Source organism: Cyclobacteriaceae bacterium, from assembly GCA_013141055.1.
Classification (GTDB): domain Bacteria; phylum Bacteroidota; class Bacteroidia; order Cytophagales; family Cyclobacteriaceae; genus ELB16-189.
This window is the reverse complement of sequence record JABFRS010000001.1, coordinates 240533-265544: the sequence shown is the minus strand read 5'-3', so window position 1 is coordinate 265544 and position 25012 is coordinate 240533. Positions and strand designations below refer to the sequence as shown.

The window sequence follows — 25012 nt, the reverse complement described above, 5'->3', positions numbered from 1 at the left end:
TGATCTAGTTCGACTGTTGAGTATTTAAATTCTTGTTAAAGAAGTCAGTCAATTTGATTACTGCTTTATTTACATACTCGGGCTTCCAATAACTTTGAATGTGTGTCGCTCCCTCAAGTACAAACATCTCCTTGCTCTTTGCGTTGGTTGCTTTAGGAAATGCTTCATCTGACATGTACTTGGTATCCGCCTTGCTTCCAACAATCATCAATAGCGGTTGATTGATTAGATCCATACTTGTTGCAGCGTCCCATGTCATGAGGTCTAGCAAACTACTCATGGTATACAGAAAGGTTGAATTGGGATGTGCATGAGTTCTATAATAATACTGATATCCTTCCCGGTACAAATCAGTTGAAGTTTTAGCGATCTCCTCGTCGGTAATGCTGGCTACACCAGCATATATTATTTTACCACCTGTGGCTTCCTGAGAGCGTGCGTCTGAAGCTTTTTGCAAACGCTCCTGAATGGTTGATAGCTGAGAGTTTTGAAAACCGTTGCGCCTTACCTCTCCAGAGTTAAACATGCTCAATGTGGAAACGGCTTTAAACCTCTTATCAGATTGGGCCGCTTTCAACGTGTATCCACCGCCGCCGCAGATACCCAATACCCCCATACGACTTGCGTCAACTCCTGCATAGCCAGAAATAAAATCTGCCATTCCGCGAATGTCGTCAATGCGGTAAGCTGGTTTGTCAGTGTGACGTGGCTCTCCACCACTTGCACCCTGGTAAGCAGCGTCAGCAGCAATAGTAATATAACCAGATTCCGCAAGACGCTGTGCATAAAGTCCGGCCGCCTGCTCTTTAACTCCACCGTTAGGATGAGCTACAACAATAGCAGGGTATTTCTTTGATTCATCATAATTAGCTGGCGTGTAAACATTAGCGGCGATGTCAATTCCGTTGAGCCTATAGATCACCGGATGGATGTTCACCTTACCCTTAATGTTTTCTACTATCGCTCCCTGATATACTAGTGTGAATGGATTAGTTGTAGAAGCCTTTTGCGTCGTTTGTGCATTAACAATAGTTATCACCGTCATCGCTATTAGTATGGTTGATTGTATTCTTTTCATTTTATGGACTCTATTTTCCGCTTTAATAACGATACAAAGGTGTGGCCATTTTGGGGTCACGGAAGTATATGGATTACGGGTTCACCTACCAATTTCACTGATTTGAACATAGAATCGCCGGAATCCGGTCGGGAAACCATAATTTTGAACAATTATCGATAAGGATATGGACGAAATATTGAAGTTTGAAACGATCAGTCAGTACAACACATTTAACAGAAATGAGACCCTGCATCCGCTCGTTAGTGTCGTTGATCTTTCAAAAGCAGCTCCACGCCAACTCAGGCGAATGAGCTACGGTTTTTATGTTGTATTTCTGAAGGAAATAAAATGCGGAGATCTTAAATACGGCATCAGTAACTACGACTATGAGGAAGGCACCCTTGTGTTCCTGGCTCCGGGACAGGTGATCGGATCTCACGGTGATGAATTCTACCAGCCTCAAGGGCTTGCACTTGTATTCCACGCCGATTTCATTCATGGTACATCTCTTGGACGTCACATGAATGACTACTCGTTTTTTTCCTACACAACCAATGAAGCACTTCACCTTTCCGAACGCGAAAGACAAATTATTCTGGACTGCTTTTCGAAAATCAGATATGAACTTGAGCATGCTGTTGATAAGCATAGTAAGACGTTGATTGCATCAAACATCGAATTGTTCCTGAATTATTGTGTGCGGTTTTACGACCGGCAATTCATCACCAGGGACAATACAAACAAAGGGATACTCGAACGTTTTGAAACATTACTCAATGACTTCTTTTCATCTGACAAACCTCAGGAAATAGGATTGCCATCCGTTGCCTGGTGCGCGAGTGAATTGAATCTGTCAGCAAATTATTTTGGTGATCTCATTAAGAAGGAAACTGGTAAATCGGCCAATGAATACATTCACCTGAAACTGATTGATGAAGCAAAAGCAAAGATATTCGATAAAAAGAAATCAGTGAGTGAAATTGCTTATGAATTGGGTTTCAAATACCCGCAGCATTTTACCCGGTTGTTTAAGCAGCATACAGGAGTTACTCCGCTTGAGTACAGAACTTCGATGAATTGAGTAGAATATGTTATCAAGATCTAACTGACCTGAAAAAACATAGGTTACCCGTATATATTTGGGTTTCTAACTGTAGGCTATTTCCCGATGCAGAATCTTCTCTTGATTAAATGTCAATACGTTACGCCCGATGCGTAGCGGGATTTAGCAAAGAACACCTCACTACAAATTGACAAGCATAAAAATACATAAAAATACTTTTTGGAAAATCATCAAGATAAATCTCGCCCATGATCTGTCCATCTCGTTAACATTAATGATTAAATTATTTCACGGTGAAACGATCCACCAGTTTCTTCAGCAATGGTACAACGGTGAAGCCTGTCGGAATTGATAACCAAAGATCCACCACAAAATAATCCCAGAACCATATCGTCATAAAGTCCGGCTTCCAGCCCATTCTGACCAATAGTAGCCCGAAGCTCATAATGGCAGACATCGCTAGAGAAACTAAAATTGTAAACACAATAATTCCTTGCACTTTAGATAGCTTCATTTGTTTGGTTGTTAAAATAATTCTGTCCTGATAAAAAAGCCGTAGTTGTTAACGTTGATGTTAGTCGGTCCATAGAAGTCATGGTTTGAACCTAAGCCGAACTGAATATTTTTATATGAAACTCCGAGTCTTACATAGACACTACTTACCTCATGGAAATCGAGTTTTGAATTGTAATTATAAAGACCTTGCAACCTGGTATACAGACCCCAGTTTTTTGAAAACATCGGCTTATACTCTATGACTGAGAAAGTTTCGAAGTTGTAGGTTTGAGTCAGGTCCATTCGCGGTAACACAACAATTAGAAAGTTTCGACTAGTAAAAAGATATTGCAATCCAGCTGTGGGCCTCACACTTGTTCCACCAGCGTCTGAGGAGCCAATTGCTGAAACTCCACCGGTCAACGAAAATCCTTTCCATATGTTTGCACTTAACAATGATTGAGAAAAGAACTCAGACGTTTGGTGGTCCTCTTTATAATCACCAGTAAAGTTGGTCACATTGAAGAATCCGAATCTTGACTTTGGAGAAAGTTGTTTGCTAACGATCAGCTGAAAGGCGAGTGCCTGATGTCCCGCAAAGAGTTCGATAGGGATGGGCGCACTTTCTTCTGCGACACTTTGTACTTGTAACCTGTCTTGCGTTTGTCCATGACCTCGTATGATCACAAGAAGTAAAAAGCATACTAATGGAAACTGGAACTTCATTATTAGGTTTTTAAATAATGGAATTAAGAAGAAGCTAATTGATAGCGTTTGTCAGCTTACTATTTTAAAGCTCTTCACTTTTGTAAAGTATATGTATGAGACACATAAAAATAAAAGTGACACTGCGGGGCTAATTGCTTCCGGCATTCCTTCTACTACGAGATGTGCTGTAATAGCAGACGCAAATACGATAGCAAACCCTGCGTAGGTCCATTCTTTAATTCGATGAGAGACAGTAGGGATAATGAGGGCAAGCGCCCCGATTATTTTGGCAGTGCCCAATTCAATTCTGAAGTAATCCGGAAATCCCAGGTGAGTGAACTCCCTGGCTATGTCAGGACTTACGAAATAGATAACGCCTGCAGTCAATCCCATAATTGCAACAAGACTGGTCGCAACCCAATACATTATTGTATCTCTCCTCACTCTGTCTGTTATTTGATCTAAGCAAAGATATTTGCGATAGATCTTGAAAGTCAGGACTGATGAGGCAACTACTCGGACAATTCAATCATCTTCCGGTATTCATTGGGAACGAAACCGGTATGCTTTTTAAAAAAGCGACCAAAGTACGAAGGGTCGTGAAATCCCAATTCGAAAGCAACTTCACTTATACTGGCCCGGCTTTCTTGCATTACTATTTTGGCTTCTACAACTAAGGTTTCATCGATCAACGAAGATGCGGATCTACGTAAAGTAGCTTTAACCGATTTGTTTAAATGATTGGTTGTAATGTGAAGCTTTTCTGCGTAAAAACCGGCTGACTGATGGTTCCTGATATTATAGTTCAACAGCTTTTTAAAATCAATAGTTATTCTTTCGTGGGCAGGCAAATTCATTCTCATCTGAAAGTCAATTGACTGCTTCATTTCGGCAAGAAAAGTCTTCAGATACAATTTCAGGATTGCTGTATTAACTCCACGTTCATTCAGTCTTTGCATGCGATGAAGCAGTGTTGTCAGATGTTTCACTTCATCTTTTTTGAATCGGATTACAGGCCGTGTCAGCCAGTCGGAAAAATCAAGATTTGTCTGGGACAGATAGTTTGTACCAAAGTGGAGATAATATCCTTCAATATTGGAGGACATCGATAAGAGACTTGTTATTTGACCGGCTGGCACAACGATCATGCTGTTCTGATCAATTTTAAAATTATCAAAACCAGAACTTGAGACAAGCGACCCCTTGGTTACCAGGATAATTGAATTGTTGGTCTGACGGTGAGGTGGTAATGGGATTTTTATCTCATAAGTCTTATCCGAAAGCCCATGGATATAAAAATCATTAAAGTTTTTTTTACTGTATTCGATAGGATCGTAGTAGGACATGATGATCTTAAAGCCATCATTCGAAAGAGTCGGAATATCTTTTATCTTATTCAAGTTGTTCTGAAACAAATGATTTACCATTGTCTTTTAGTTCACAGGTTACTTGCCGATACAAAATCTTCTCTTTGTTGAATGTCAATGCGTTACGATGAATGCGTAGCAGAATTTTAGCAAAGAACACCTTACTACAAATGAACAAGCATAAAAATACATAAAAATACTTTTTGGCAAATCATGTTTGGTGATCACGCCGGTAATGCCCGTCATGTAATCTCGAATGACCGATTTGATACATTATACTGGACGCAGTTGTCCAGTTGGAATTCGTAGCGAACGCAAATAATTCTGGTTCAAGATTGCAGAGACGAGGCCCTGCTGTACAAACTTCCTTTAAATATCAGAGTAACTAGTTGGTCTAAAGAAACGTGTAACATTCTTTGAAACATTATGCTGATACTCGGGCATCGAAGATAATTTTTTCCACTGCGGATCTTGCCCGAATGCCTTCCAATGCTCATCGCGCGATGCCTGATTCTCAAAAGAGGTCATGTACATCAGATTGGGCATCGTACTGCCAGCAAGTACTTCTCCGTAGAAAACCGCATTGAATCCAAGACGCTTGAAAAGCCCTACTTCGTCACCGGCATTGAACATCTGAACTTTGTTGCGGTAAATCTTTTCTGTGTGACCTTCATAACTTCTCAATTCATATATACGCTCGTTCACTGGCAATTTCAAATCCGGAACCGCTGATATCGGCATTTCGGAAAATGCTTTTAGGATTATGGTTTCAATTCGGGCATAAGGCGGGTTGTCAAAGACTGCATCGATATAATCCTTACCATCTTCAAGATATTGCTTGTCCTTGGCAAGTTTTTCTGCCATCGACTCAAAGTCATCAAATGAACGGAAGGGAATCAGGGCAATTAATTTTTTCCCATAGGTACTATCGGTCTCAACAGGCTTGAATACTCCTACTCTTTTTATGCCCAAACGATGCAAGCTTGGCAGTAGCGCTTTTTGTAAATATGTCTCAACTCGTTCCTGCTGCGCGATGCTGGTAAAACGGTAAGTCCGGAGTTCGTAATATTCGCGCGAGGGAGCCGCCAACGTTGCACACGTAATCAGCGAGAAAAGAAAGATGAGAATAGATGACTTTTTCATATTTAGATTTTCTCAAAATTATAATATGTAAGCCAAATGGAAGGATTTATTTCAAAACCGTCGTCCACAGTAAAGCACGACCATGGTTGGCAATATTTTCCGTTTTACTTCCAAAAACCAGGTGCGAAAGTCCCTTTCTTCCGTGTGTACCCATCGCAATCATATCGGCATCGATCGATTCAGCAAATTTCAGGATACCGGTTTCTTCATTGATCTGATTAAAGATATTAACAGTATAGTCCTTGAGTTTGAACTTTCGTGCAACTAACCTGATCCGTTCATGATTCACTTCATCAAGGGTAAAATTTGTTGGGGTATTTACGGATAGAATATGAAGATGTGCTTTGAAAAATGTCTGAAGTGCCTTGATCTTCAGAAAAAAGTCAGGATAATTCTCCTGGTCGGTCATAAAGGGAACGACGATATTTTTGACCGGGCCTTTGTAAAGGCTTTTTACAATAATGACGGGCACAGGTGATGTTCGGACGATCTTCTCGGCGTTGGAGCCAACGAAATATCCTTTCAGCGCGCTTACACCATGCGACCCCATTAGAATGAGGTCGATTTTATTTTTCTTAGCAACCTTCAGTATAACCTTCGAAAGAATTCCAAACTCTACAAAGAACTCAATGCGTATGTTTTCTTTATTAAATCCTTTGCTCACTTTATCGAAATGAGCTTTTGCTTTGTCACTCATTTCGTTTCTTAGTGCTGTTCCAAATGTGACCGCCGGTGTGAATACCGAATTAGATACGGCCGGAAGCTCAACCACATTCAGTACCTGAACTTTCCCCCTGGACAAAGCGGCAATATCCAGCGCAAGCCTGTAGGCGTTCAACGCAGTCTTTGAAAAGTCAAATGGCACCAGGATATTTTTCATAGAGTTATTTAATGTTATTTTTCAATACTGATCCAGATCGGGAAGTCAATATGATTGACAAGATCCTCGGCAATACTGCCGGTCATCAAGTGTGATAAGCCTCTCCTTCCATGCGTTGACATAGCTACCAGATCAGCGCCAATTTCATTGGCAAAATTGACAATCCCGCTATGGGGGTCTATGTCATTGAATACGTTGAGTGTAAAGTCTTTCAGCATGAATCGTTTTGCAAAAGCTTTCAGATCCTTTCGTGTTTGTGGGTCTCGACGGAAATTTGCTGGAGTATTGATGTAGACGATGTGCAACCGAGCTTTAAAAAAGTTCTGTAGTTGCTTAACCTTTGTCACGAAAGCTTCGTGTTCTTGTCCCAGCGTATTTGGAAACACAATGTTACGAATGGATGAAGCTTTGACATATTTCTTAATGGCGATGACAGGTACACTTGAACTGCGAACGATTTTCTCGGTATTGGAGCCAATAAAAAACTCTTTGGTTCCTGAAGCACCGGCAGTACCCATTACAATCAAGTCCGCTTTTTTCTTTTTTACATACTGTTCAACAGTAACGCTCACTCCGCCATATTCAATGAAGCTGGTTACTTTCACCTTTGGATCCTTTACCCAATTGCTTTTAAGGGCATTGAAGTTTTTCTGTGCCGCCACCTTCATGTCTTCGAACATTTGTTCTTCGAAATAAAGCGTAGGCATCAATATAGTGTCCTGCATAAAAGGTGTTTCAATAATATTTAACAGCATGACCTCCCCCTTGGAGATGGTTGCAATATCAAGAGCAACCCGGAACGCATGGATTGCCGGTTCGGAGAAGTCGCAGGGCACTAATATTTTTTTCATCGGATTTTTTATGAAGGTATCCACTGTTCTTTCTGAGAATGATGACGGAAATCAGGGCAACGGATGATATACATCACAGAATGTTGCCCTTCGTGAAAGTAACGTCATAATATCGAACGTTGCTAGGAATCAGTGACTTGTGTAAACCTTTCCAGAACTTATGCAAGGTGAGGGGCCAATGAAGCAGGACATTTATGATTAATGTTTTTACTTATCTCTTCGTATTCAGATTGCATTCAGATTCGTAATGTTCATTTGTAGCAGATCCATGAAAAACGCCGTAGCAATCGCTCTAATGCTCCTTTACTTTTCGGCCAATACCGAATTAAAGGAAATCGCGCGAATTCAGATCTTATTTGAGCACTTCGGTGAACACAGGGCTGACAATTCTGAACTTTCGTTTTTTGATTTTATTGCCCTGCACTATTTCAGTGAAGAAATCAATGATGGTGATTTTCAGCGTGATCAGGAGCTTCCATTCAAGGGAGACCACTGCGAGAGTCCTGTACTGTTTGTTGCTATACTAACAGAACGGTGTACAAATCCAATACCCCTGCGAGGTTTCACTGAAAAGGTAATAATGCCATACGCTTCTTTATTTAACTCCTCACTGTTTCAATTTACGATCTGGCAACCGCCCAGGGCTTAGTCAATTTATTTTTTTATCGATTGTCTTCGGCCACGTGTATTGGCTGAAATACTTTCATCTACCATTAACAAAATAAAAATTAAGCGCATGCTCAATTCCATTATTCAATTTTCGATACGTAATAAATTAATTGTCGGGCTGTTTATAGTTGCGCTCATAGGATGGGGCAGCTACTCTGTTACTCAACTCCCGATTGATGCTGTCCCTGACATCACCAATAATCAAGTCCAGGTATTAACGATTGCACCTTCACAATCTGCACTGGATATTGAGAGACTTGTCACCTTTCCAGTCGAACAAACGATGGCCACTATTCCGGGCATTCAGGAAATTCGATCATTCTCACGGTTCGGGTTGTCGGTCGTAACTATTGTTTTTACAGACGCAACAGACGTCTACTGGGCACGTCAACAAGTGAGCGAACGGCTCACGGACGCCAAGAAGCAAATACCCCCAGGTGTTGGAACACCCGAACTGGCACCAATGACTACTGGATTAGGTGAGATCTATCAATATATCGTTAAAGCAAAACCCGGTTATGAAGACACCTATTCAGTGATGGAACTCAGAACGATTCAGGACTGGATCGTACGAAGGCAATTACTGGGTACTAAAGGTGTGGCTGAGGTCAGCAGCTTTGGGGGTTATCTTAAGCAGTTTGAAATTGCCCTTTCGCCTGAAAAGCTTCGAAGTCTGAACCTTTCCATCACCGAAGTGATGGCAGCTCTTGAAAATAATAATCAGAACACCGGTGGTGCTTATATCGAGAAGAATACCAGTGCCTACTTTATCCGAAGCGAAGGTCTTATAACATCCATTGATGACATCGGCAATATTATCGTTCGTTCATCCACATCAGGTATGCCGTTGCTCATGCGTGACGTGTCCACAATCAAACTCGGAAATGCAATTCGTTTCGGAGCGATGACTCAGAATGGAAAAGGCGAGACCGTGGGTGCAGTGGTAATGATGCTGAAAGGAGCTAATTCGTCACAAGTGATTGCGAATGTTAAGGAACGTGTTGCAGTGATTGAGAAGACACTACCGGAGGGAGTGACCATCGAGCCTTTTTTGGATCGTACGAAATTAGTTAACAATGCCATTGAAACAGTCACCCGAAATTTAGCCGAAGGCGCCCTGATCGTAATCTTCGTCCTGGTCCTCCTCTTGGGTAACCTGCGCGCCGGGCTAGTTGTCGCTTCAGTGATTCCTCTGGCTATGCTTTTTGCCATCATCATGATGAACTTGTTTGGTGTATCGGGAAACCTGATGAGTTTGGGTGCCATCGACTTTGGACTCATCGTTGATGGAGCCGTAATTATTGTAGAAGCAACGCTTCATTACATTGCAATTTCAGGAGTAACTGGAAGACTTTCACAGGATCAAATGGATGAGCAGGTTGGTTCATCAGCAAAAAAAATGATGAACGCCGCTGCGTTTGGCCAGATCATTATCCTGATTGTTTATCTCCCGATCCTTTCTCTCGTAGGCATTGAAGGTAAAATGTTCAAGCCTATGGCCCAGACCGTCATCTTTGCCATCATCGGGGCCTTCATACTATCCCTCACCTATGTTCCCCTCGCGTCTGCATTATTTTTAAGTAAAGCGACGTCTCATAAGAAAACTATATCGGACAAAATCATTGCAGGAATTCAAAAGGTATACACACCTGCATTACTCCTTGCTCTCAGAAAAAGAACAGTCGTGATGGTAACCGCAGCCGTAATGCTTGCAGCAAGTCTGTTTATTTTTTCAAGGATGGGAGGAGAATTTTTACCTGAACTAGATGAGGGAGACTTTGCGGTAGATACCCGACTTCTTACCGGTACCAATCTTACTTCAACGGTGCAGGCAACTTTAAAAGGTGAGGAAGTTCTTTTAAAGAATTTTCCAGAAATCGAAAAAGTGATAGCCAAGATAGGTTCAGCTGAAATACCGACCGATCCAATGCCGATCGAAGCTGCCGACATGATGGTGGTGATGAAAGATAAATCGCAATGGGTCAGTGCTAAGACGAAAGATGAGATGATTGCAAAGATGCAGAAGGCCCTGAGTGAAAATGTGCCCGGGGTTTGGTTTGGATTTCAGCATCCGATTCAAATGCGATTTAATGAACTCATGACAGGTGCCCGGCAGGATGTGGTTGTAAAAGTATACGGTGAGAATCTCGATGAATTAACCGCCTATGCCTCCCATATTGGTAAACTGGCAAATGCCATACAAGGGACCGAAAGCCTTTTTATTGAGAATATGACTGGATTGCCACAGATCATCATCCGTTTAAAACGTGAGCAGCTTGCCAGATTCAATCTTACCGTGAAGCAGGTAAATCAAGTGATTAATGCATCCATGGCAGGACAAAGTGCAGGACTTGTGTTTGAGGGTGAGAAAAGATTTGATGTAGTTGTCCGGCTCGATAATCAAAGCAGAAAGTCAATTGATGACATCCGAAATCTATACATACCCTCCGTCAATGGTACTCAAATACCATTATCGCAGGTAGCCGATGTTACGCTGGAGGTTGGTCCCAATCAGATTCAGCGCGATGATGCCAAAAGAAGAATCGTGGTAGGGTTTAATACACGGGGGCGGGATGTTGAAAGTATTGTAACCGAACTTCAGGGCAAGGTAAAGTCTGACGTAAAATTCGCACCTGGTTACTATGTTACCTATGGAGGTACATTCAAGAATTTGCAAGAGGCAAAAGCGCGATTGCTAATTGCCGTACCTGTATCACTGGTGTTAATTTTTGTTTTGCTCTACTTCACCTTTCATTCTGTCAAACAGGGACTGCTGATTTATACAGCCATACCATTGTCAGCGATCGGTGGTGTGTTTGCATTATGGCTTCGTGGAATGCCATTCAGCATATCAGCAGGGATCGGATTCATTGCACTTTTTGGCGTGGCGGTTCTGAATGGCATCGTGCTTATCGCTGAATTCAACCGGTTAAAGGAGGAAGGTCTTACCAATTTGATGGACATCATCATGAAAGGAACGGCAACAAGATTGCGTCCTGTGATCATGACCGCGACGGTTGCTTCGCTTGGTTTTTTACCCATGGCCCTATCGCATGGTAGCGGGGCAGAAGTACAAAAACCGCTTGCTACCGTAGTGATCGGCGGTCTGTTGACAGCCACTTTACTTACCCTCATCGTCCTGCCTGTGTTATATATGGTCACAGAAAATTTTTCCATTCGTTCTTTGAAACCGAAGTCAATCGTGGTGATGTTGATTTTCATGCTGGTTGGATGGGGAAGCCAATCACAAGCCCAGATCGTCACAATGGATGAGGCGGTAAAACTAGCGCTGGAGAAAAATCCATCGATCCAGTCGGCTATGTTGGAAACATCCCGGCAAACTGTGCTGAAATCTACCGCCTTTGAAATAGCCAAGACGGACGTTTCCTTGATGTATGGCCAATATAATAGTATTGAAAAGGGCGACAACAATCTTACCATAAGTCAAACCATTCCGTTTCCAACTTTATTTGTAAAGCAAAATGGCTTGAACAAGGCGATGATCACCGCTGCAGCACTGAAAGAAAATGTAAGTAAGAATGACCTTACGTTTCAAGTCAGGCAGGTATTCAATCAGCTATTGTACCTCAAACTTCGGAATCGCTCTCTTCTCCAGCAAGACAGCCTGCTAACGGATTTACTTCATATCGCAACTGTTCAGTTTAAAACAGGAGCGGGGACGTTGCTTACAACCACGTCTGCGGAAACGCAACTCTTTGAGATCCAGAATATGAGAACACGCAATGAAGCAGATATTCAAATTGCATTGAATCATTTGCAACTGCTGTGTCAGACCTCCACGGTATCCGATGTGCAGGGCGATTTGGAGACACTGATGGTTACCCCTGAAATGCCTTCCGAAGGGTTTAATCAAAATCCCTCATTTGCCTTTTCAAAGCAACAGATTGAGCTTGCCAACTGGCAAAAAAAGGTTGAGGTATCCCGGATGTTACCTGATCTGCGTTTTGGATATTTTAATCAGACGTTGATCGGTATACAAAATGTCGGTGGTCAGGATCAATATTTCGGATCCAGTAAGCGCTTCCAGGGATTTCAGGTTGGGCTCTTGGTTCCTCTTTGGTTCGGCCCTCATCGAGCCAGGATTAAATCAACGGCCATCGCTGTTAACATTGCCAGGAAGCAAAACGAAACTGTTCAGCTCAGTCTTACCCAACAATACAATCAGGCCGTTCAGGAATTACGGAAGAACCAGAATAGTCTTGACTACTATAAAAATTCGGCATTAAAAACAGCAGACCTGCTTATCAGTCAAAGCCGTCTGGCCTTCAGGAGTGGAGAAATTGACCATACCATCCTGTTACTTAATCTCCGGCAGGCACTCGCAATTCGCGAAGGATACTTCATTGCCATGCAACAATACAATCAAAGCATCATCATCATTGACTTCTTAAACGGAAAAATTTAACATGAAAAATATATCACTCCTTCTGATTGCTACATTATTGGTATCAGCGTGCGGAAAGAAATCACCAGAACAAAACTCGGCTACAGTCGATGCCAATGTAATTATTCTTTCCCCTGCCCAGTATAAGGCCTCTCACATCACGTTGGGTAAAATTGTAAACAGACCTGTGTCGCGGAAAATTGTTGTGAACGGAAAACTTGACGTACCGCCTCAAAGTGTGGCCATCATTGCTGCTCCTATGGGAGGATTTGTCCGATCAACAGACCTGTTAGTTGGAATGAAAATTAGAAGGGGGGATGTATTGGCGACCCTTGAGAATCAAGAATATATTCAATTGCAGCAGGATTACATCGATAATCGAAGTAAGCTGGAATTCCTTTCCGTGGAATATACACGACAACAGGAATTGGCAAAGGAGAATATTAATGCTCAAAAATCATTACAACAGTCGAAGTCCCAGTTTGAAAGCATGAGCGCGATGGTGAACGGCCTGGAAGCAAAACTTGCCATGATCAACGTGAACGCCTCCCTGGTAAAGAGTGGAAAAATAAAATCTACGATTAATCTCTATTCCCCGATTGATGGATTTGTTACCGCCGTGAACGTTAACATCGGTCAGTTTGTAATGGCCACTGATATTTTGTTCAGAGTAGTTAATCTTGATCACATGCATGCGGAACTTCAGGTATATGAGAAAGATATTAACCGGGTTGCGATTGGTCAAGGTGTAATCTTCCGATTGGCCAACGATACGACTTCTTACAGCGCATCGGTTACCCTGGTGGGGAAAGAGATTAGTCCCGAACGAACCGTTCGGGTTCACTGCCACCTGAACAAGGAAAGTAAGGCGCTCCTTCCGGGCATGTTTGTAACCGCCAATATTGAAGCATTATCGGTAAATTCCGACGTACTACCGGTTTCGGCTATTGCCACTTACGAAGGGAAGGACTATATCTTCTTATCTTCGGGAAGCAACGAGTTTAGATCCATCCATGTCACAACGGGAAATACCGTTGGAGCATTTACAGAAATTTTAATTGATGGAAAGGTGCCCCTGGATGCTTCCATCGTGACAAGCGGAGCGTTTGAACTCATGGGATTACTGAAGAACAAGCAGGAATAATGTCTCCGAATCAATAAATTATTAAGATCATGTCGGCATATTCTAATCAGACAATAAAAGGTTTGACCTCTTCACAAGTGCTCGAAGCCCGCGCGCAACACGGTCGTAACGAGGTTGTCAAAAAAGGCAATAGTTTTCTCTCTACGTTGAAGGGTGTGTTCAAAGATCCAATGTTGCTTTTATTATTGACGGCATCACTCTTGTACTTCATCAGTGGAGAGATCAGCAATGGCATTTTCATGACCTGCGCTATTTTCCTCGTCACCGGGATTTCGCTCTATCAGGAATCAAGAAGCCAGAATGCGTTAGCCGCTTTGAAATCGTTAACACAACCTACCAGTAAAGTAATTCGTGATGGCGCGACCATCGAAGTCCCGCGAGAAGAAATTGTAATGGGTGATTTCATGATTGTGGAAGAAGGCTCGTCGATTCCAGCGGACGGAATGATCGTGCAATGCAACGATTTTTCTGTTAACGAATCCATTCTTACCGGTGAATCAATGCCAGTACTTAAAAATACTGACAAGGATAGCAATGAAGTTTTTCAGGGAACTGCCGTAACCGGTGGACTGGCGATCTGTGAAGTGAATGCCATTGGCGCGTCTACGTCGCTTGGTAAAATCGGGAAAAGTCTTGAGTCCATTGAAGCGGAAGACACCCCGCTCCAAAAGCAGATTGGCAATTTTGTAAAGAAGATGGCTCTGGTGGGAGCGATTGTTTTCTTTATCGTCTGGGGAATAAATTTTTTCAGGTCACACGAGGTGTTGAGCAGTTTGCTCAAGGCCCTTACGTTAGCGATGAGTATTCTTCCCGAAGAAATACCGGTTGCTTTTACAACGTTTATGGCTTTGGGCGCCTGGCGATTAATGAAGCTTGGAATCATCGTGAAGAATACCAAAACGGTAGAAACCCTGGGAAGCGCCACAGTGATTTGTACCGATAAAACGGGAACAATCACAGAGAACCGCATGAGTCTTGCCAAGCTGTTCATCCTGACGAGTAATAAACTCGTTACCCCTGAGAATGCCAATACCGACGAGAGAGAATTAATTACCACAGCCATGTGGGCAAGTGAGCCAATCCCGTTTGATCCGATGGAGATCGCACTGCATGAATCGTATGGTAAATCAACGTCTGTTGACCATCGAAAGGAATATCATATGGTGCACGAATACCCATTGGGAGGCCGACCACCGATGATGACACATGTTTTCGCCAACACGGCTGGCAATAGAATCATAGCAGCAAAGGGTGCACCCGAAGCAATGATGCAGGTAGCGGACTTAACAGAGGAAGAAAAGAAGAATATCTCAGTAGCCATACAATCATTGGCTGAAGAAGGATTTCGTGTATTAGGAGTTGGGATATCAGATTTTAAAGGAGATGATTTCCCTACTGACCAGCAACAACTCAAGTTCCGGTTCATTGGTCTTGTTGCTTTTTATGATCCACCGAAGAAAAATATTGCCAGCGTGTTTGATGCCTTCTATAAAGCGGGAATATCTGTAAAAATCATTACTGGGGATAATGCAGCAACGACTTCTACCATTGCGCGGCTGATCAATTTCAAAGGATATGACAAGACCATGAGTGGTGAAGAACTTCTTCAGTTAAGTGAGGAAGACCTGAAGAAGAAAGTAAGGGAGGTTAATATTTTCACCAGGATGTTTCCAGACGCAAAGCTGAGAATACTGAATGCATTAAAAGCCAATCAGCAGATTGTCGCCATGACGGGCGACGGAGTGAACGATGGACCGGCATTGAAAGCAGCACATATCGGGATCGCGATGGGGAAACGAGGAACTGAAATAGCAAAGGAGGTTTCGTCCCTGATCCTTAGCGACGATGATTTCTCAAAAATGGTTGACGCTATTGCCATGGGTCGAAAAATCTATTCCAACCTGAAAAAAGCAATTCAATACATCATCTCGATCCATGTGCCCATCGTATTGACCGTCTTTATTCCTCTGGCGCTTGGCTGGATTTATCCAAATATCTTTTCGCCGATCCATATCATTTTTCTTGAATTAATAATGGGACCAACCTGTTCTATCATTTATGAAAATGAACCGATGGAGAAAAATGCTATGAATCAGCCACCGAGGCCCTTTACGACAACTTTTTTTAGTGTCAAAGAACTAGGGATAAGTATCGTTCAGGGACTAGTCATTACGATAGGAACTTTGTTTATCTATCAATTGGCCGTACATAACTTATACAGCGAAGAGGTCACCCGTACAATGGTGTTTGTTGCATTGATTTCTGCTAATGTATTTCTGACACTCGTTAACCGATCTTTTTTCTATTCGGTGCTAACGACGCTGGCCTATAAAAACAATCTGGTATTGCTGGTGATCGGTATTACAATCACACTGATGGCATCGATTTTACTGATTGATCCCTTGACGAGATTTTTCCAGTTCGATCACATCAGTGCTTCCCAGATATTGATCAGTATTGCGGTGGGCTTGATTTCTGTCGTTTGGTTCGAAGGGTTTAAATATGTAAAAAGAAGAAGTGGCACAGTAAACTGAATTGATCGTTGAAATGTCTGGAACGATATTAGAAGTAAAATTCATATTCAAATAGAACAAGATGCTTAAAATTTCCCTCGCAGCCTTCGCAATTTATGTTTCTACCGTTGTAGCTTTTTCACAATCGGTCGCAGACTCGTCTGTTTATAAAAATAGAAAACTGAAAGCAGAGGAAGTAAATTTTGTTTCAAGCTATTATCAACAGGATGGAAATAATTCCGCCGTGACGGGCGGTATTGGAACGGAGCACCTCACTGATTTTGCAACGGCTATTGATGTAAAGTTTTCAAAGTACGATTTTCTTAAACGCAAGCACACGCTGACGGCGGAAATCGGCATCGACGCTTATACGTCTGCCTCGTCCGATAAAATTGATCCGAATACAATCTCGTCTGCCTCCGCCAGTGATCAACGGATCTATCCCTCTGTAACCTATGCAATCACAAATGAGCAGAAAGGATCAACGATCAGCATCAACGGATCGCTGTCTACTGAATATGATTATTTCTCTAAAGGGCTGAGCCTTGGATGGTCGAAGCTTTCGAAAGACAGAAACCGCGAGTTCAGTGTAAAAGGTTTGGTCTTCCTTGACACCTGGACCGTAATACTTCCCATTGAACTCCGAACGAACGGAAGAAAGGAAAATGGAACCAAGCCTCGAAACTCCTACAGCACAACCTTCACACTTAGTCAGGTTTTGACAAAACGATTACAGATGCTCTTACTTGCCGATGTGGCCTATCAGGATGGTCAGCTTGCAACCCTATTTCATCGGACCTATTTTACCGATGGCACTCATAAAGTAGAAAACCTACCCAGTACGCGGTTTAAACTTCCGCTGGGAATAAGGCTGAATTACTTTCTCGGTGACCGGGTTATTTTTCGGTCCTATTACCGGTATTATCAGGATAACTGGGGACTTGTCGCCCATACTGCTGAACTGGAAGTTCCTATCAAAATCACCCCCTTCTTTTCAATAAGTCCTTTTTACCGCTACTATAAGCAGGAGGGCGTGAAGTATTTCGCTGGCTACCAGCAACATTCGTTGAACGAGGAATTTTATACGAGTGACTACGACTTATCTACACTCACCAGTAATATGATTGGCATGGGGATTCGGTATGCGCCACCCGGAGGGTTGATGGGCGTGTCGAAATTTAATGCCCTGGAATTGCGCTATGGAAGTTACCAGCGTTCAACCGGATTGAACTCAAACATCGTTACGCTTTTGTTAAAATTTAAATAATACAAAATGAAACTCATCATTGTCAGTATCCTATTGTTATTCTTTACACCTCCAGAGTGGCTGGTTAATTTTGAACTGGCAAAAGCTAGTGCCGTCAGGGAGGACAAATACATTTTGTTGAATTTTTCAGGTTCCGATTGGTGTGGGCCCTGTATCAAGATGAAGAAAGAAGTATTTGAAAGCGAACATTTTGCAACGGTTGCTTCAAAAAATCTGATTCTGGTTCGTGCCGATTTTCCAAGATCCAGGAAAAATCAACTCTCCAAGGACCAGACAAAACATAATGAGGATTTGGCTGAACGATATAATCCGATGGGCAAATTTCCGCTGACTTTATTATTGAATGCAGACGGAACGGTCCTGAAAGAATGGGATGGATACGTATTTGCAAGCCAGGATAAATTCCTGGCAGATCTGAATCAAACACTTTCAGGAAAGTAAAGATGGTCACGGACATGACTCAAGTCTTCAGCAAGGGATTAAAACTCATGGGAAATCATTTTGAGTTTTCAGCCGTGGCAGACAATGAGGCACTTGCTCTTGCTGCGATTGATGAAGGTGTGAAAGAGGTAAGGCGTATTGAAGCATTGTTCACAACCTACAAGGAGAACAGTCAGACTAACAGTGTTAATGCCAGTGCAGGGATAAGCCCGGTGATCGTCGATCCGGAATTTTTTGGTCTCGTAGAGAGGTCCCTGCGAATCTCTGCTTTGACACAGGGTGCTTTTGATATTACCTATGGCTCTATGGATAAAAGTCTTTGGAATTTTGATCGCAATATGACATCGCTTCCGGACAAAGGAACCGCCAGGAAAATGGTTCACCTGATAAATTTCCGAAACGTAGTCCTGGACCGGGGAAGGCATACTATCTTTTTGAAAGAAAAAGGAATGCGTATTGGCTTTGGAGGAATTGGAAAAGGATATGCCGCTGACCAAGCAAAAATAGTGATGAAAAAGGCCGGCATTACCAGTGGTATTGTCAACGCGGCAGGTGACCTGACGGTGTGGGGTGCTCAACCCGGGGGACATCCATGGACCGTTGGTATCGCTGATCCGGAGAAAAAGGATTATCCCTTTGCCTCCTTGCAACTGAAAGATACATCGGTAGCTACGTCCGGAAATTATGAGAAGTATGTGGTGATCGACGGGGTTCGGTATTCTCATACGATTGATCCAAAAACCGGGTATCCTGTACACGGCATCAGGAGCGTTACGGTGATCTGTGCCAGCGCTGAAATAGCCGATGCAATGGCAACGCCGATTATGGTAATGGGGATCAAAGCCGGATTAAGCCTTATTAATCAAGTAAAAAATATTGCCTGCATCGTGATCGATGAAAACAACCAACTGTATACTTCTAAAAATATTAACCTAACTGCGTGATTGTATGAAAATAAACAAGAAAACTATTGTTGCCGTTGCGCTTCTGTCTTCGGGTCTTACGAGTTGTGTATCCGTGAAAGAATACCAGAAGGCGCATCTCAATGATTCGGAAATGGAGCTCGCCACGCGAAAAATTCAAAAGTTCGAAACGAGCTTTCAACTCTACAGGGAAGGGGCCTCAGGCGCAAATGGCGGCAAGAACGGTGGTGGTTGCGGCTGCAACTAAATTCAGATTCGTTTCAGAATTGCGCTGTTCCTTTATAGTCATGGATCATTTTTGGTGTCCACTCGTGTGTAAATGCATCATGAGGAACACTTAAATGACGTTACTTACTGCGAATCATTATGAAAATACTTATCGTCGAAGACGAGCGTGAAATGGCCAAAAGTATCGTCCAATACCTGCGGCAGGAAAGTTATGTGTGCGAAGTAGCGTACACCGCTGGCGACGCTAGAGAAAAAATTCTGGCGCATGACTACGATTGTATTCTATTGGATATTTCTCTTCCAGACGGAAATGGATTGCAGATTTTGGAAGAGCTGAAAGCAGAAAAGAAGATGGATGGTGTCATTATCATCTCAGCCAGAAACTCTTTGGATGATAAAATAAAGGGTCTTAACCTCGGCGCGGATGATTATATCCCCAAACCGTTTAATCTTTCAGAACTGGGGGCACGTGTGTCAGCGGTCATACGACGACGACGCTTTGATGGGAACAATACTATTTCAGTACACGAAATTACCATTGATCTCCTCAGCAAGACCGTCAAGGTAAATAAGACCGTGGTGGACGTTACCAGAAAGGAATATGACCTACTTTTATTTGTGATCTCAAACAAGAATAGAGTCGTTACCAAGAATGCCATTGCAGAACATCTATCGGGTGACGATGCAGAAGTATTCGATAATTTCGATTTTATCTATGCTCACATGAAGAACCTGAAGAAGAAACTTACCGAAGCACACTGCCCGGATTATATTAAAACCATCTACGGTCTGGGGTATAAGTTCGAAGCATGAAGTTGTTAAACCGCACTATTAAAAACTATCTTCAGTATTCAATACTCCTGGTATTATCGTGCACCCCGTTATTTTATTTTTCAATTAAATATTTAATTGAACATGACAGGGATGATGAACTCATTGCACATAAAAGAGATTTTAGCCAATCCCTGGCATATATAAATACGAAGGAAAGTATTGAGTTCTATCGCCTCATGAATAAGGAATTTACGCTAGTTCCTGTTGAGGTTCTTCCTGCTAATGATTCGCTCTTCACGCAAGGACGGTATGATAGTAGTGCCGCAGCGGTTGTCCCTCATCGGATATTCAGGACAGGCGTTACCGTGGATGGTCGTAACTACGAACTTCAAATAAAGGAGTCGCTACTCAATAGCACTCGCTTGATCGGAGCCATTATGAGTATACAACTCCTCATGCTTGGTTTACTGGTAGGTGGCCTTATTTTTATCAACCGTCGCCTTACTAAAACCGTTTGGGGTCCATTTTATCTGATTCTGGATCGTCTTAAAAAATATAAAATCGATCAGGGCAATGCATTGGAATTGCCCCCAAGTTCTACGGCAGAGTTTAGAGATCTTGGTCTTGTATTAATGCAACTTGTCCAGAAGAGCCAGGAGACTTTCTTTAGTCAAAAGGAATTTACCGAGAATGCGTCACATGAACTGCAAACACCTTTGGCTATCTGCAAGTCCAAATTGGAGTTGCTCGCCCAAACGAAAGAGCTTACTGAGGAACAGGCCGAACTGGTAGGTTCCTTGTTCGATGCCCTCGATCGCATCACGCGTCTTAACAAGAATCTTCTATTGTTGTCAAAAATTGAAAACAGGCAGTTCTTTGACCTGGAAAAAATTGAGCTTGCTAGCCTAATTGATAAGTCTATTGAAACCTATCGTCGGCAGGCTGAGGAAAAGCGACTCCGAATTAAGATAGACATTGTTCAACCCTTACTACTTACAGCGAATCCGATTCTCCTGGAAGTATTAGCCAGTAACCTTATTTCGAATGCTATTCGTCACACGCCCGAATCTGGCTCTGTAACAATCGAGGTCTCTGCTTCTCAACTCAAGGTCAATAACAGTGGACCCCCACTGGAGCAGCCAGATAAAATCTTTCAACGATTCCACCGCGAGTCAAAAACAACCCTGGGCAGCGGACTTGGAATGTCGATCATTAAGAAAATATGTGATGTCAGCGGCTTTCGGATTGAATATTCATACATCAATACCACACACTGTTTCACCATTCAGTTCCAAAACTAAACCCTTTCAAGTATGGCCAGTGAAAATACCCATGAAGTTAAAAACGAAATTTCATTCAACCAGCCTTACTCTGGAGTACTCCGGCTTTGGCACTGGTTAACAGCCATCACCATCACAGCTTCGATCGTTCTTGTGCTGTTCGGATCCACCATGTTCAGGACACGAAATAATATAGAAATGGTTCAGGAACAGCTTCAACGAAAAGGAATTGAAGTAACCAGCGATCAGGCAAGGGCCGTGGCGCATGAATACAGTGACAAGCTATGGATGGCTCACAAATGGGTCGGTTATGGATTGTGCTTTTTGCTGCTATCAAGGATCATAATTGAAATCGCCCGTGCAAAAGACGATCGGTTAGTTAGTAAAATTAAGAATGCTCTTGGGGTCATTCCGAAATCTTCCGAACATCAGGATCGGCGCCACTATCTTTCTGTGAAATCCGGCTATCTACTATTCTATATCATTTTCTTTTTAATGGGATTAACTGGTTTGGGACTGGCGTTTGAAGATGCCGGCTTTCTCAAGCCTTTTCACGAAGCGATCAAAGAGGTGCATGAATTTCTTCAATACGCAGTCTATGCTTACATCCTCATTCATCTCATTGGCGTCATCATGGCCGATATGGGAAAATATCAGGGTATTGTTTCCAGAATGATCCACGGGAGAAAGTAAAGTTGACATGATACAGGATATCAGTTGCTGAATCCATGTCCCGCGTTGACCCAATTGATAATCAATTGCTTTTCGGCAGTAGTCAGATTTGCCTGAGGAGATATCGGCATTTTGTTTAGTGTCCCCGTAATGGTTGATCCATTGATGCCACTCCAGGCATTTACAATCTTGCAGTCCGTATCAAAATTGAAGCCCTTTTGTGACTGCCCATTGGTATGACAACCACTGCCGCTACATCGTGTTTGAATCAGTACTTTGACGGCTGCAAAATTAACTCCTGGCGGAACGGTACCAACTGAAACACTCACCGAGGAGGTGCAGCCGTTGACATCTTTTGCCCCAACCGAGTAAGTGCCAGGGCTGAGCGAAGCAAACAAACCTGAACTTTGATAGGTCCCGTTATTAATGTTATACATGAATCCGGTAGATCCTGAAGCAGTGGCAGTGATAGTGCCCGTACCAGGCGTCACGCAATTGTTGGAAGCAACCACCGTGCTGGCGATTGTCAACGAAATCGCTGCACAGGGATTAACGCTGCTGATGGTGAAAGCTGCTGAGCCGAGGCAACCGCTTGAATTCTTTGCTCCAATAGTATAATTACCCGCCGGTAATCCAATGAAGGTTCCATTCGTTTGGTAAGATCCATTATTCAGATTAAAAGTGAACCCTGATCCCCCTGCGGCAGATGCCGTTATGCTTCCGTCAGACTGACCAACGGTGGCACCCGTTACAGTACCTGTTACCATAACCGTTACGCCAACACATGGATTGGTAGAGCCAATCGCAACTTGAGTTGTGCCGGTACATCCATTGGAATTTTTTGCGGTGATAGAATAATTTCCCGCAGCAAGGCCGTTGAATGTTCCGGTAGTTTGAAAGGCGCCCCCATTAATGCTAAATGTAAATCCGCTACCACCTGTAGCCGAGGCAACGACTTGACCATTACTCTGGTTCAAACCTGGACTGGTGGAGGTTGCTGTTACAGCAACAGTAAGACCTGCGCACACATTCACATCGGCGATAGTTGCCTGCGAGGTAAAAGAACATCCGTTACTTCCTTTCGCCGCGATGGTATAAATTCCTGCTGGAAGACCACTGAATTGTTTGCTTGTTTGAAAAGGACCATTGTTTAAGCTGAAGCTATAGCCTGTTCCACCCGTCAGTGTTGCGGTAATACTACCATCAGATTTGCCAAGCGAAGCGTCGATTGCAGATGTGCTGAATACGACACCCACGCACGGATCCTGATAGACTTTCTTGATGGCAATCGCAAGATGGCTTTTACATCCCCAGGAGTTCTTCGCGGTGACGGTATAGTTCCCTGAGTCGAGGCCTGTAAATTTATTGCTCGCTTGAAACTCCGAGTTGTTAATGCTATAGGTGAAGAATTTTGCGGGACCATCAACAATTACAATGATCGTTCCATTGGTTTGCCCGGGGTCTGCATCTGTTTTTATTAATTCAACTTTGAGTTCCACTCCTTCGCAGGTAGGAGCCGGCTCATGAAGGCAAGCGCCAAGAGTCAGTGAAATCATGAACATTGATACACGAAGATATGTTGGCTTCATAATCATAGGAGGTTAGTAGGGTGATCACATTGCCTTCGTCTGTCGATAGCAACGATGAAGCAAATCAGCAGACTTGCTTTTCAAATCCAATTCAGGATTCGGTTGAATGAATAATATTCAGGTTAAGATGAATGAATGGAATGATGAATGAATAGACCTGGGTCAATATGAATACTTTGATCGTTCAGGAAGTCTTCAGGATTGCAAACGTTATTGTATGAATAACACTCTCACGGATCAAAATAAGTGATTGATTAGAAATTCAGAAAGCATTCAGAATTGATCTGAATTATTTCTTGAAATGAATTCACTTCATCGCTTACTAATGTAGACTGGCGTCTATTTGCATTTTATTACGGGAGTAAAGTAATATTCAATTTTCATTTAGAGTTATTGCAAAACAATTCGGAGGATTATATGAAGATGACACTTTCAATTATTGCTGTTGCCACGATGGTAGTCGTCGTTATCGGTTACAATCTCTATAATAAAAAACATCGCTCTCTTTTTGAAAACACGGCATTGATAGTCACGGCCCAGGAGTTATTCACTCAATATGTGAAGGATGAACAAGGAAGTAATCAAAAATATCTGGATAAGATAGTAGAAGTGACCGGTACGGTTGGGATGCTGTTTGAAAACAAGGATAGTAAGCCCGTCATCGTGCTGAAAGGCAAGGATGATTTCTTTGGTGTTAGCTGTACGCTTGAACACTTTGAGAATGTTCAAATGGGTTCAACCATCACCATTCGCGGATTTTGCATGGGGTACCTCTCCGATGTTGTGATCAGCAGAGCGGAGATTATTAAAAAATAAATAATTCAAAATGACAATCGATTTTCATTCGAGAAGCGTACAGGGTGTATTGATTTTCACGCTGCTGTTTGTCGTAATCCTTAACTCGTGTATTCATCAACCCTTTATCGACCCCGCGGCGCTCAATGGAGGGCAGGCAACTACCCCGGGCTGTGAGACAACAGGGTCGATTTGTTTTCAAAGCAGTGTGCTACCCATTTTTCAATCTTCGTGTGCCAACACGGGATGCCATGACTCCAATTCAAAACGGGAAGGTTATGTCCTGGATAATTACGCAAACATTGTAAGGCGAGGAATTTCGCCAGGCAATGCCAATGGGAGTAAACTATATAAAGTACTTTTTGCTTCAGGCGAGGAACTGATGCCGCCAGGAGCGCCGCTTTCAAAAAGTCAAAAAGATTCAATTGCCGCATGGATCAATCAGGGAGCCAAGAATACAGTTAACTGCAATTGTTCATGCGATCCTGCGAAAAGCAATTTCGCAACCATCATTCAACCCATGCTGCTGACGAGCTGCGTCGGGTGTCATAATTCGAGATCACTCGGCGGTAACATAGATCTCGCAACCTATGCCAACATAAAGACCCAAGTATCAAATGGAAAACTGATAGGAAGTGTAACCCAGGCTACAGGCTTTTCAGCGATGCCAAAAGGCGGCAAACTTTCGGATTGTCAGATTACCCAACTTAAAAACTGGATTGCAGCAGGGGCCTTAAATAACTAG

The 25012-nt window shown here is 42.8% G+C and carries 23 protein-coding genes; 14 read left to right on the top strand and 9 right to left on the bottom strand.

Annotation, left to right across the window (positions count from 1 at the left end; genetic code table 11):
• Positions 1-4: 4 nt before the first annotated feature.
• Entirely contained in the window at positions 5-1078 is a 1074-nt protein-coding gene (locus HOP08_01220) for an alpha/beta hydrolase (GenBank protein ID NOT73516.1), read from the bottom strand.
• A gap of 166 nt (positions 1079-1244) precedes the next feature.
• Here HOP08_01220 and HOP08_01215 point away from each other — a divergent pair, with 166 nt between their 5' ends.
• Complete coding sequence (locus HOP08_01215; GenBank protein NOT73515.1) at positions 1245-2141, top strand: helix-turn-helix transcriptional regulator; 897 nt, start codon at positions 1245-1247, stop codon at positions 2139-2141.
• 265 nt (positions 2142-2406) lie between these two features.
• Here the strand turns inward: HOP08_01215 and HOP08_01210 are convergent, their stop codons facing one another.
• From HOP08_01210 to HOP08_01180, 7 genes are all read right to left on the bottom strand, one after another.
• A complete protein-coding gene (locus HOP08_01210) occupies positions 2407-2637 on the bottom strand; it encodes a DUF2798 domain-containing protein (protein NOT73514.1) in 231 nt (76 codons plus the stop codon).
• Between the two features lie 11 nt (positions 2638-2648).
• Positions 2649-3344: a hypothetical protein gene (locus HOP08_01205; GenBank protein NOT73513.1), complete on the bottom strand. Its 696-nt coding sequence runs from the start codon at positions 3342-3344 to the stop codon at positions 2649-2651.
• Between the two features lie 51 nt (positions 3345-3395).
• Complete coding sequence (locus HOP08_01200) at positions 3396-3770, bottom strand: DoxX family protein (protein ID NOT73512.1); 375 nt, start codon at positions 3768-3770, stop codon at positions 3396-3398.
• Positions 3771-3838: 68 nt separating this feature from the next.
• Positions 3839-4753: an AraC family transcriptional regulator gene (locus HOP08_01195; GenBank protein ID NOT73511.1), complete on the bottom strand. Its 915-nt coding sequence runs from the start codon at positions 4751-4753 to the stop codon at positions 3839-3841.
• A 309-nt stretch (positions 4754-5062) separates the two neighbouring features.
• A complete protein-coding gene (locus HOP08_01190) occupies positions 5063-5836 on the bottom strand; it encodes an NIPSNAP family containing protein (GenBank protein NOT73510.1) in 774 nt (257 codons plus the stop codon).
• A gap of 46 nt (positions 5837-5882) precedes the next feature.
• Positions 5883-6716 (bottom strand): universal stress protein, encoded by an 834-nt coding sequence (locus HOP08_01185; GenBank protein ID NOT73509.1) that lies wholly within the window; start codon positions 6714-6716, stop codon positions 5883-5885.
• A 14-nt stretch (positions 6717-6730) separates the two neighbouring features.
• Positions 6731-7567 carry a universal stress protein gene (locus HOP08_01180; protein ID NOT73508.1) on the bottom strand — a complete coding sequence of 279 codons (837 nt, stop codon included), beginning with the start codon at positions 7565-7567 and terminating at the stop codon, positions 6731-6733.
• A 268-nt stretch (positions 7568-7835) separates the two neighbouring features.
• Between HOP08_01180 and HOP08_01175 the strand changes: the two genes are divergently transcribed.
• The 11 genes from HOP08_01175 (at position 7836) to HOP08_01125 (ending at position 21904) form a co-directional block, all read left to right on the top strand.
• Positions 7836-8216 carry a hypothetical protein gene (locus HOP08_01175; protein ID NOT73507.1) on the top strand — a complete coding sequence of 127 codons (381 nt, stop codon included), beginning with the start codon at positions 7836-7838 and terminating at the stop codon, positions 8214-8216.
• 87 nt (positions 8217-8303) lie between these two features.
• Positions 8304-12662, top strand: a complete 4359-nt coding sequence (locus HOP08_01170) for a CusA/CzcA family heavy metal efflux RND transporter (GenBank protein NOT73506.1) — start codon at positions 8304-8306, stop codon at positions 12660-12662.
• A gap of 1 nt (position 12663) precedes the next feature.
• Positions 12664-13785: an efflux RND transporter periplasmic adaptor subunit gene (locus tag HOP08_01165; GenBank protein NOT73505.1), complete on the top strand. Its 1122-nt coding sequence runs from the start codon at positions 12664-12666 to the stop codon at positions 13783-13785.
• Positions 13786-13814: 29 nt separating this feature from the next.
• Entirely contained in the window at positions 13815-16319 is a 2505-nt protein-coding gene (locus HOP08_01160; protein NOT73504.1) for a cation-translocating P-type ATPase, read from the top strand.
• Positions 16320-16380: 61 nt separating this feature from the next.
• Positions 16381-17565: a DUF3570 domain-containing protein gene (locus tag HOP08_01155; GenBank protein ID NOT73503.1), complete on the top strand. Its 1185-nt coding sequence runs from the start codon at positions 16381-16383 to the stop codon at positions 17563-17565.
• Positions 17566-17571: 6 nt separating this feature from the next.
• Positions 17572-18006, top strand: a complete 435-nt coding sequence (locus HOP08_01150) for a thioredoxin family protein (protein NOT73502.1) — start codon at positions 17572-17574, stop codon at positions 18004-18006.
• Between the two features lie 14 nt (positions 18007-18020).
• Positions 18021-18950, top strand: a complete 930-nt coding sequence (locus HOP08_01145) for an FAD:protein FMN transferase (protein ID NOT73501.1) — start codon at positions 18021-18023, stop codon at positions 18948-18950.
• Positions 18951-18954: 4 nt separating this feature from the next.
• Positions 18955-19176, top strand: a complete 222-nt coding sequence (locus HOP08_01140; GenBank protein ID NOT73500.1) for a DUF4266 domain-containing protein — start codon at positions 18955-18957, stop codon at positions 19174-19176.
• A 119-nt stretch (positions 19177-19295) separates the two neighbouring features.
• Positions 19296-19970 (top strand): response regulator transcription factor, encoded by a 675-nt coding sequence (locus HOP08_01135; protein NOT73499.1) that lies wholly within the window; start codon positions 19296-19298, stop codon positions 19968-19970.
• Positions 19967-21232, top strand: coding sequence for a HAMP domain-containing histidine kinase (locus tag HOP08_01130; protein NOT73498.1), 1266 nt, complete (start codon positions 19967-19969; stop codon positions 21230-21232). Before HOP08_01135 ends, HOP08_01130 begins: the two co-directional genes overlap by 4 nt.
• Before the next feature lie 12 nt (positions 21233-21244).
• Positions 21245-21904, top strand: a complete 660-nt coding sequence (locus tag HOP08_01125; protein NOT73497.1) for a cytochrome b/b6 domain-containing protein — start codon at positions 21245-21247, stop codon at positions 21902-21904.
• Positions 21905-21924: 20 nt separating this feature from the next.
• Here the strand turns inward: HOP08_01125 and HOP08_01120 are convergent, their stop codons facing one another.
• Positions 21925-23472, bottom strand: coding sequence for a hypothetical protein (locus HOP08_01120; protein ID NOT73496.1), 1548 nt, complete (start codon positions 23470-23472; stop codon positions 21925-21927).
• A 417-nt stretch (positions 23473-23889) separates the two neighbouring features.
• On the opposite strand from HOP08_01120, the gene HOP08_01115 reads away from it, so the two are divergent.
• Positions 23890-24288, top strand: coding sequence for a hypothetical protein (locus HOP08_01115; GenBank protein ID NOT73495.1), 399 nt, complete (start codon positions 23890-23892; stop codon positions 24286-24288).
• A gap of 10 nt (positions 24289-24298) precedes the next feature.
• On the top strand, positions 24299-25012 hold the full coding sequence (locus tag HOP08_01110; GenBank protein ID NOT73494.1) for a hypothetical protein: 714 nt from the start codon (positions 24299-24301) through the stop codon (positions 25010-25012).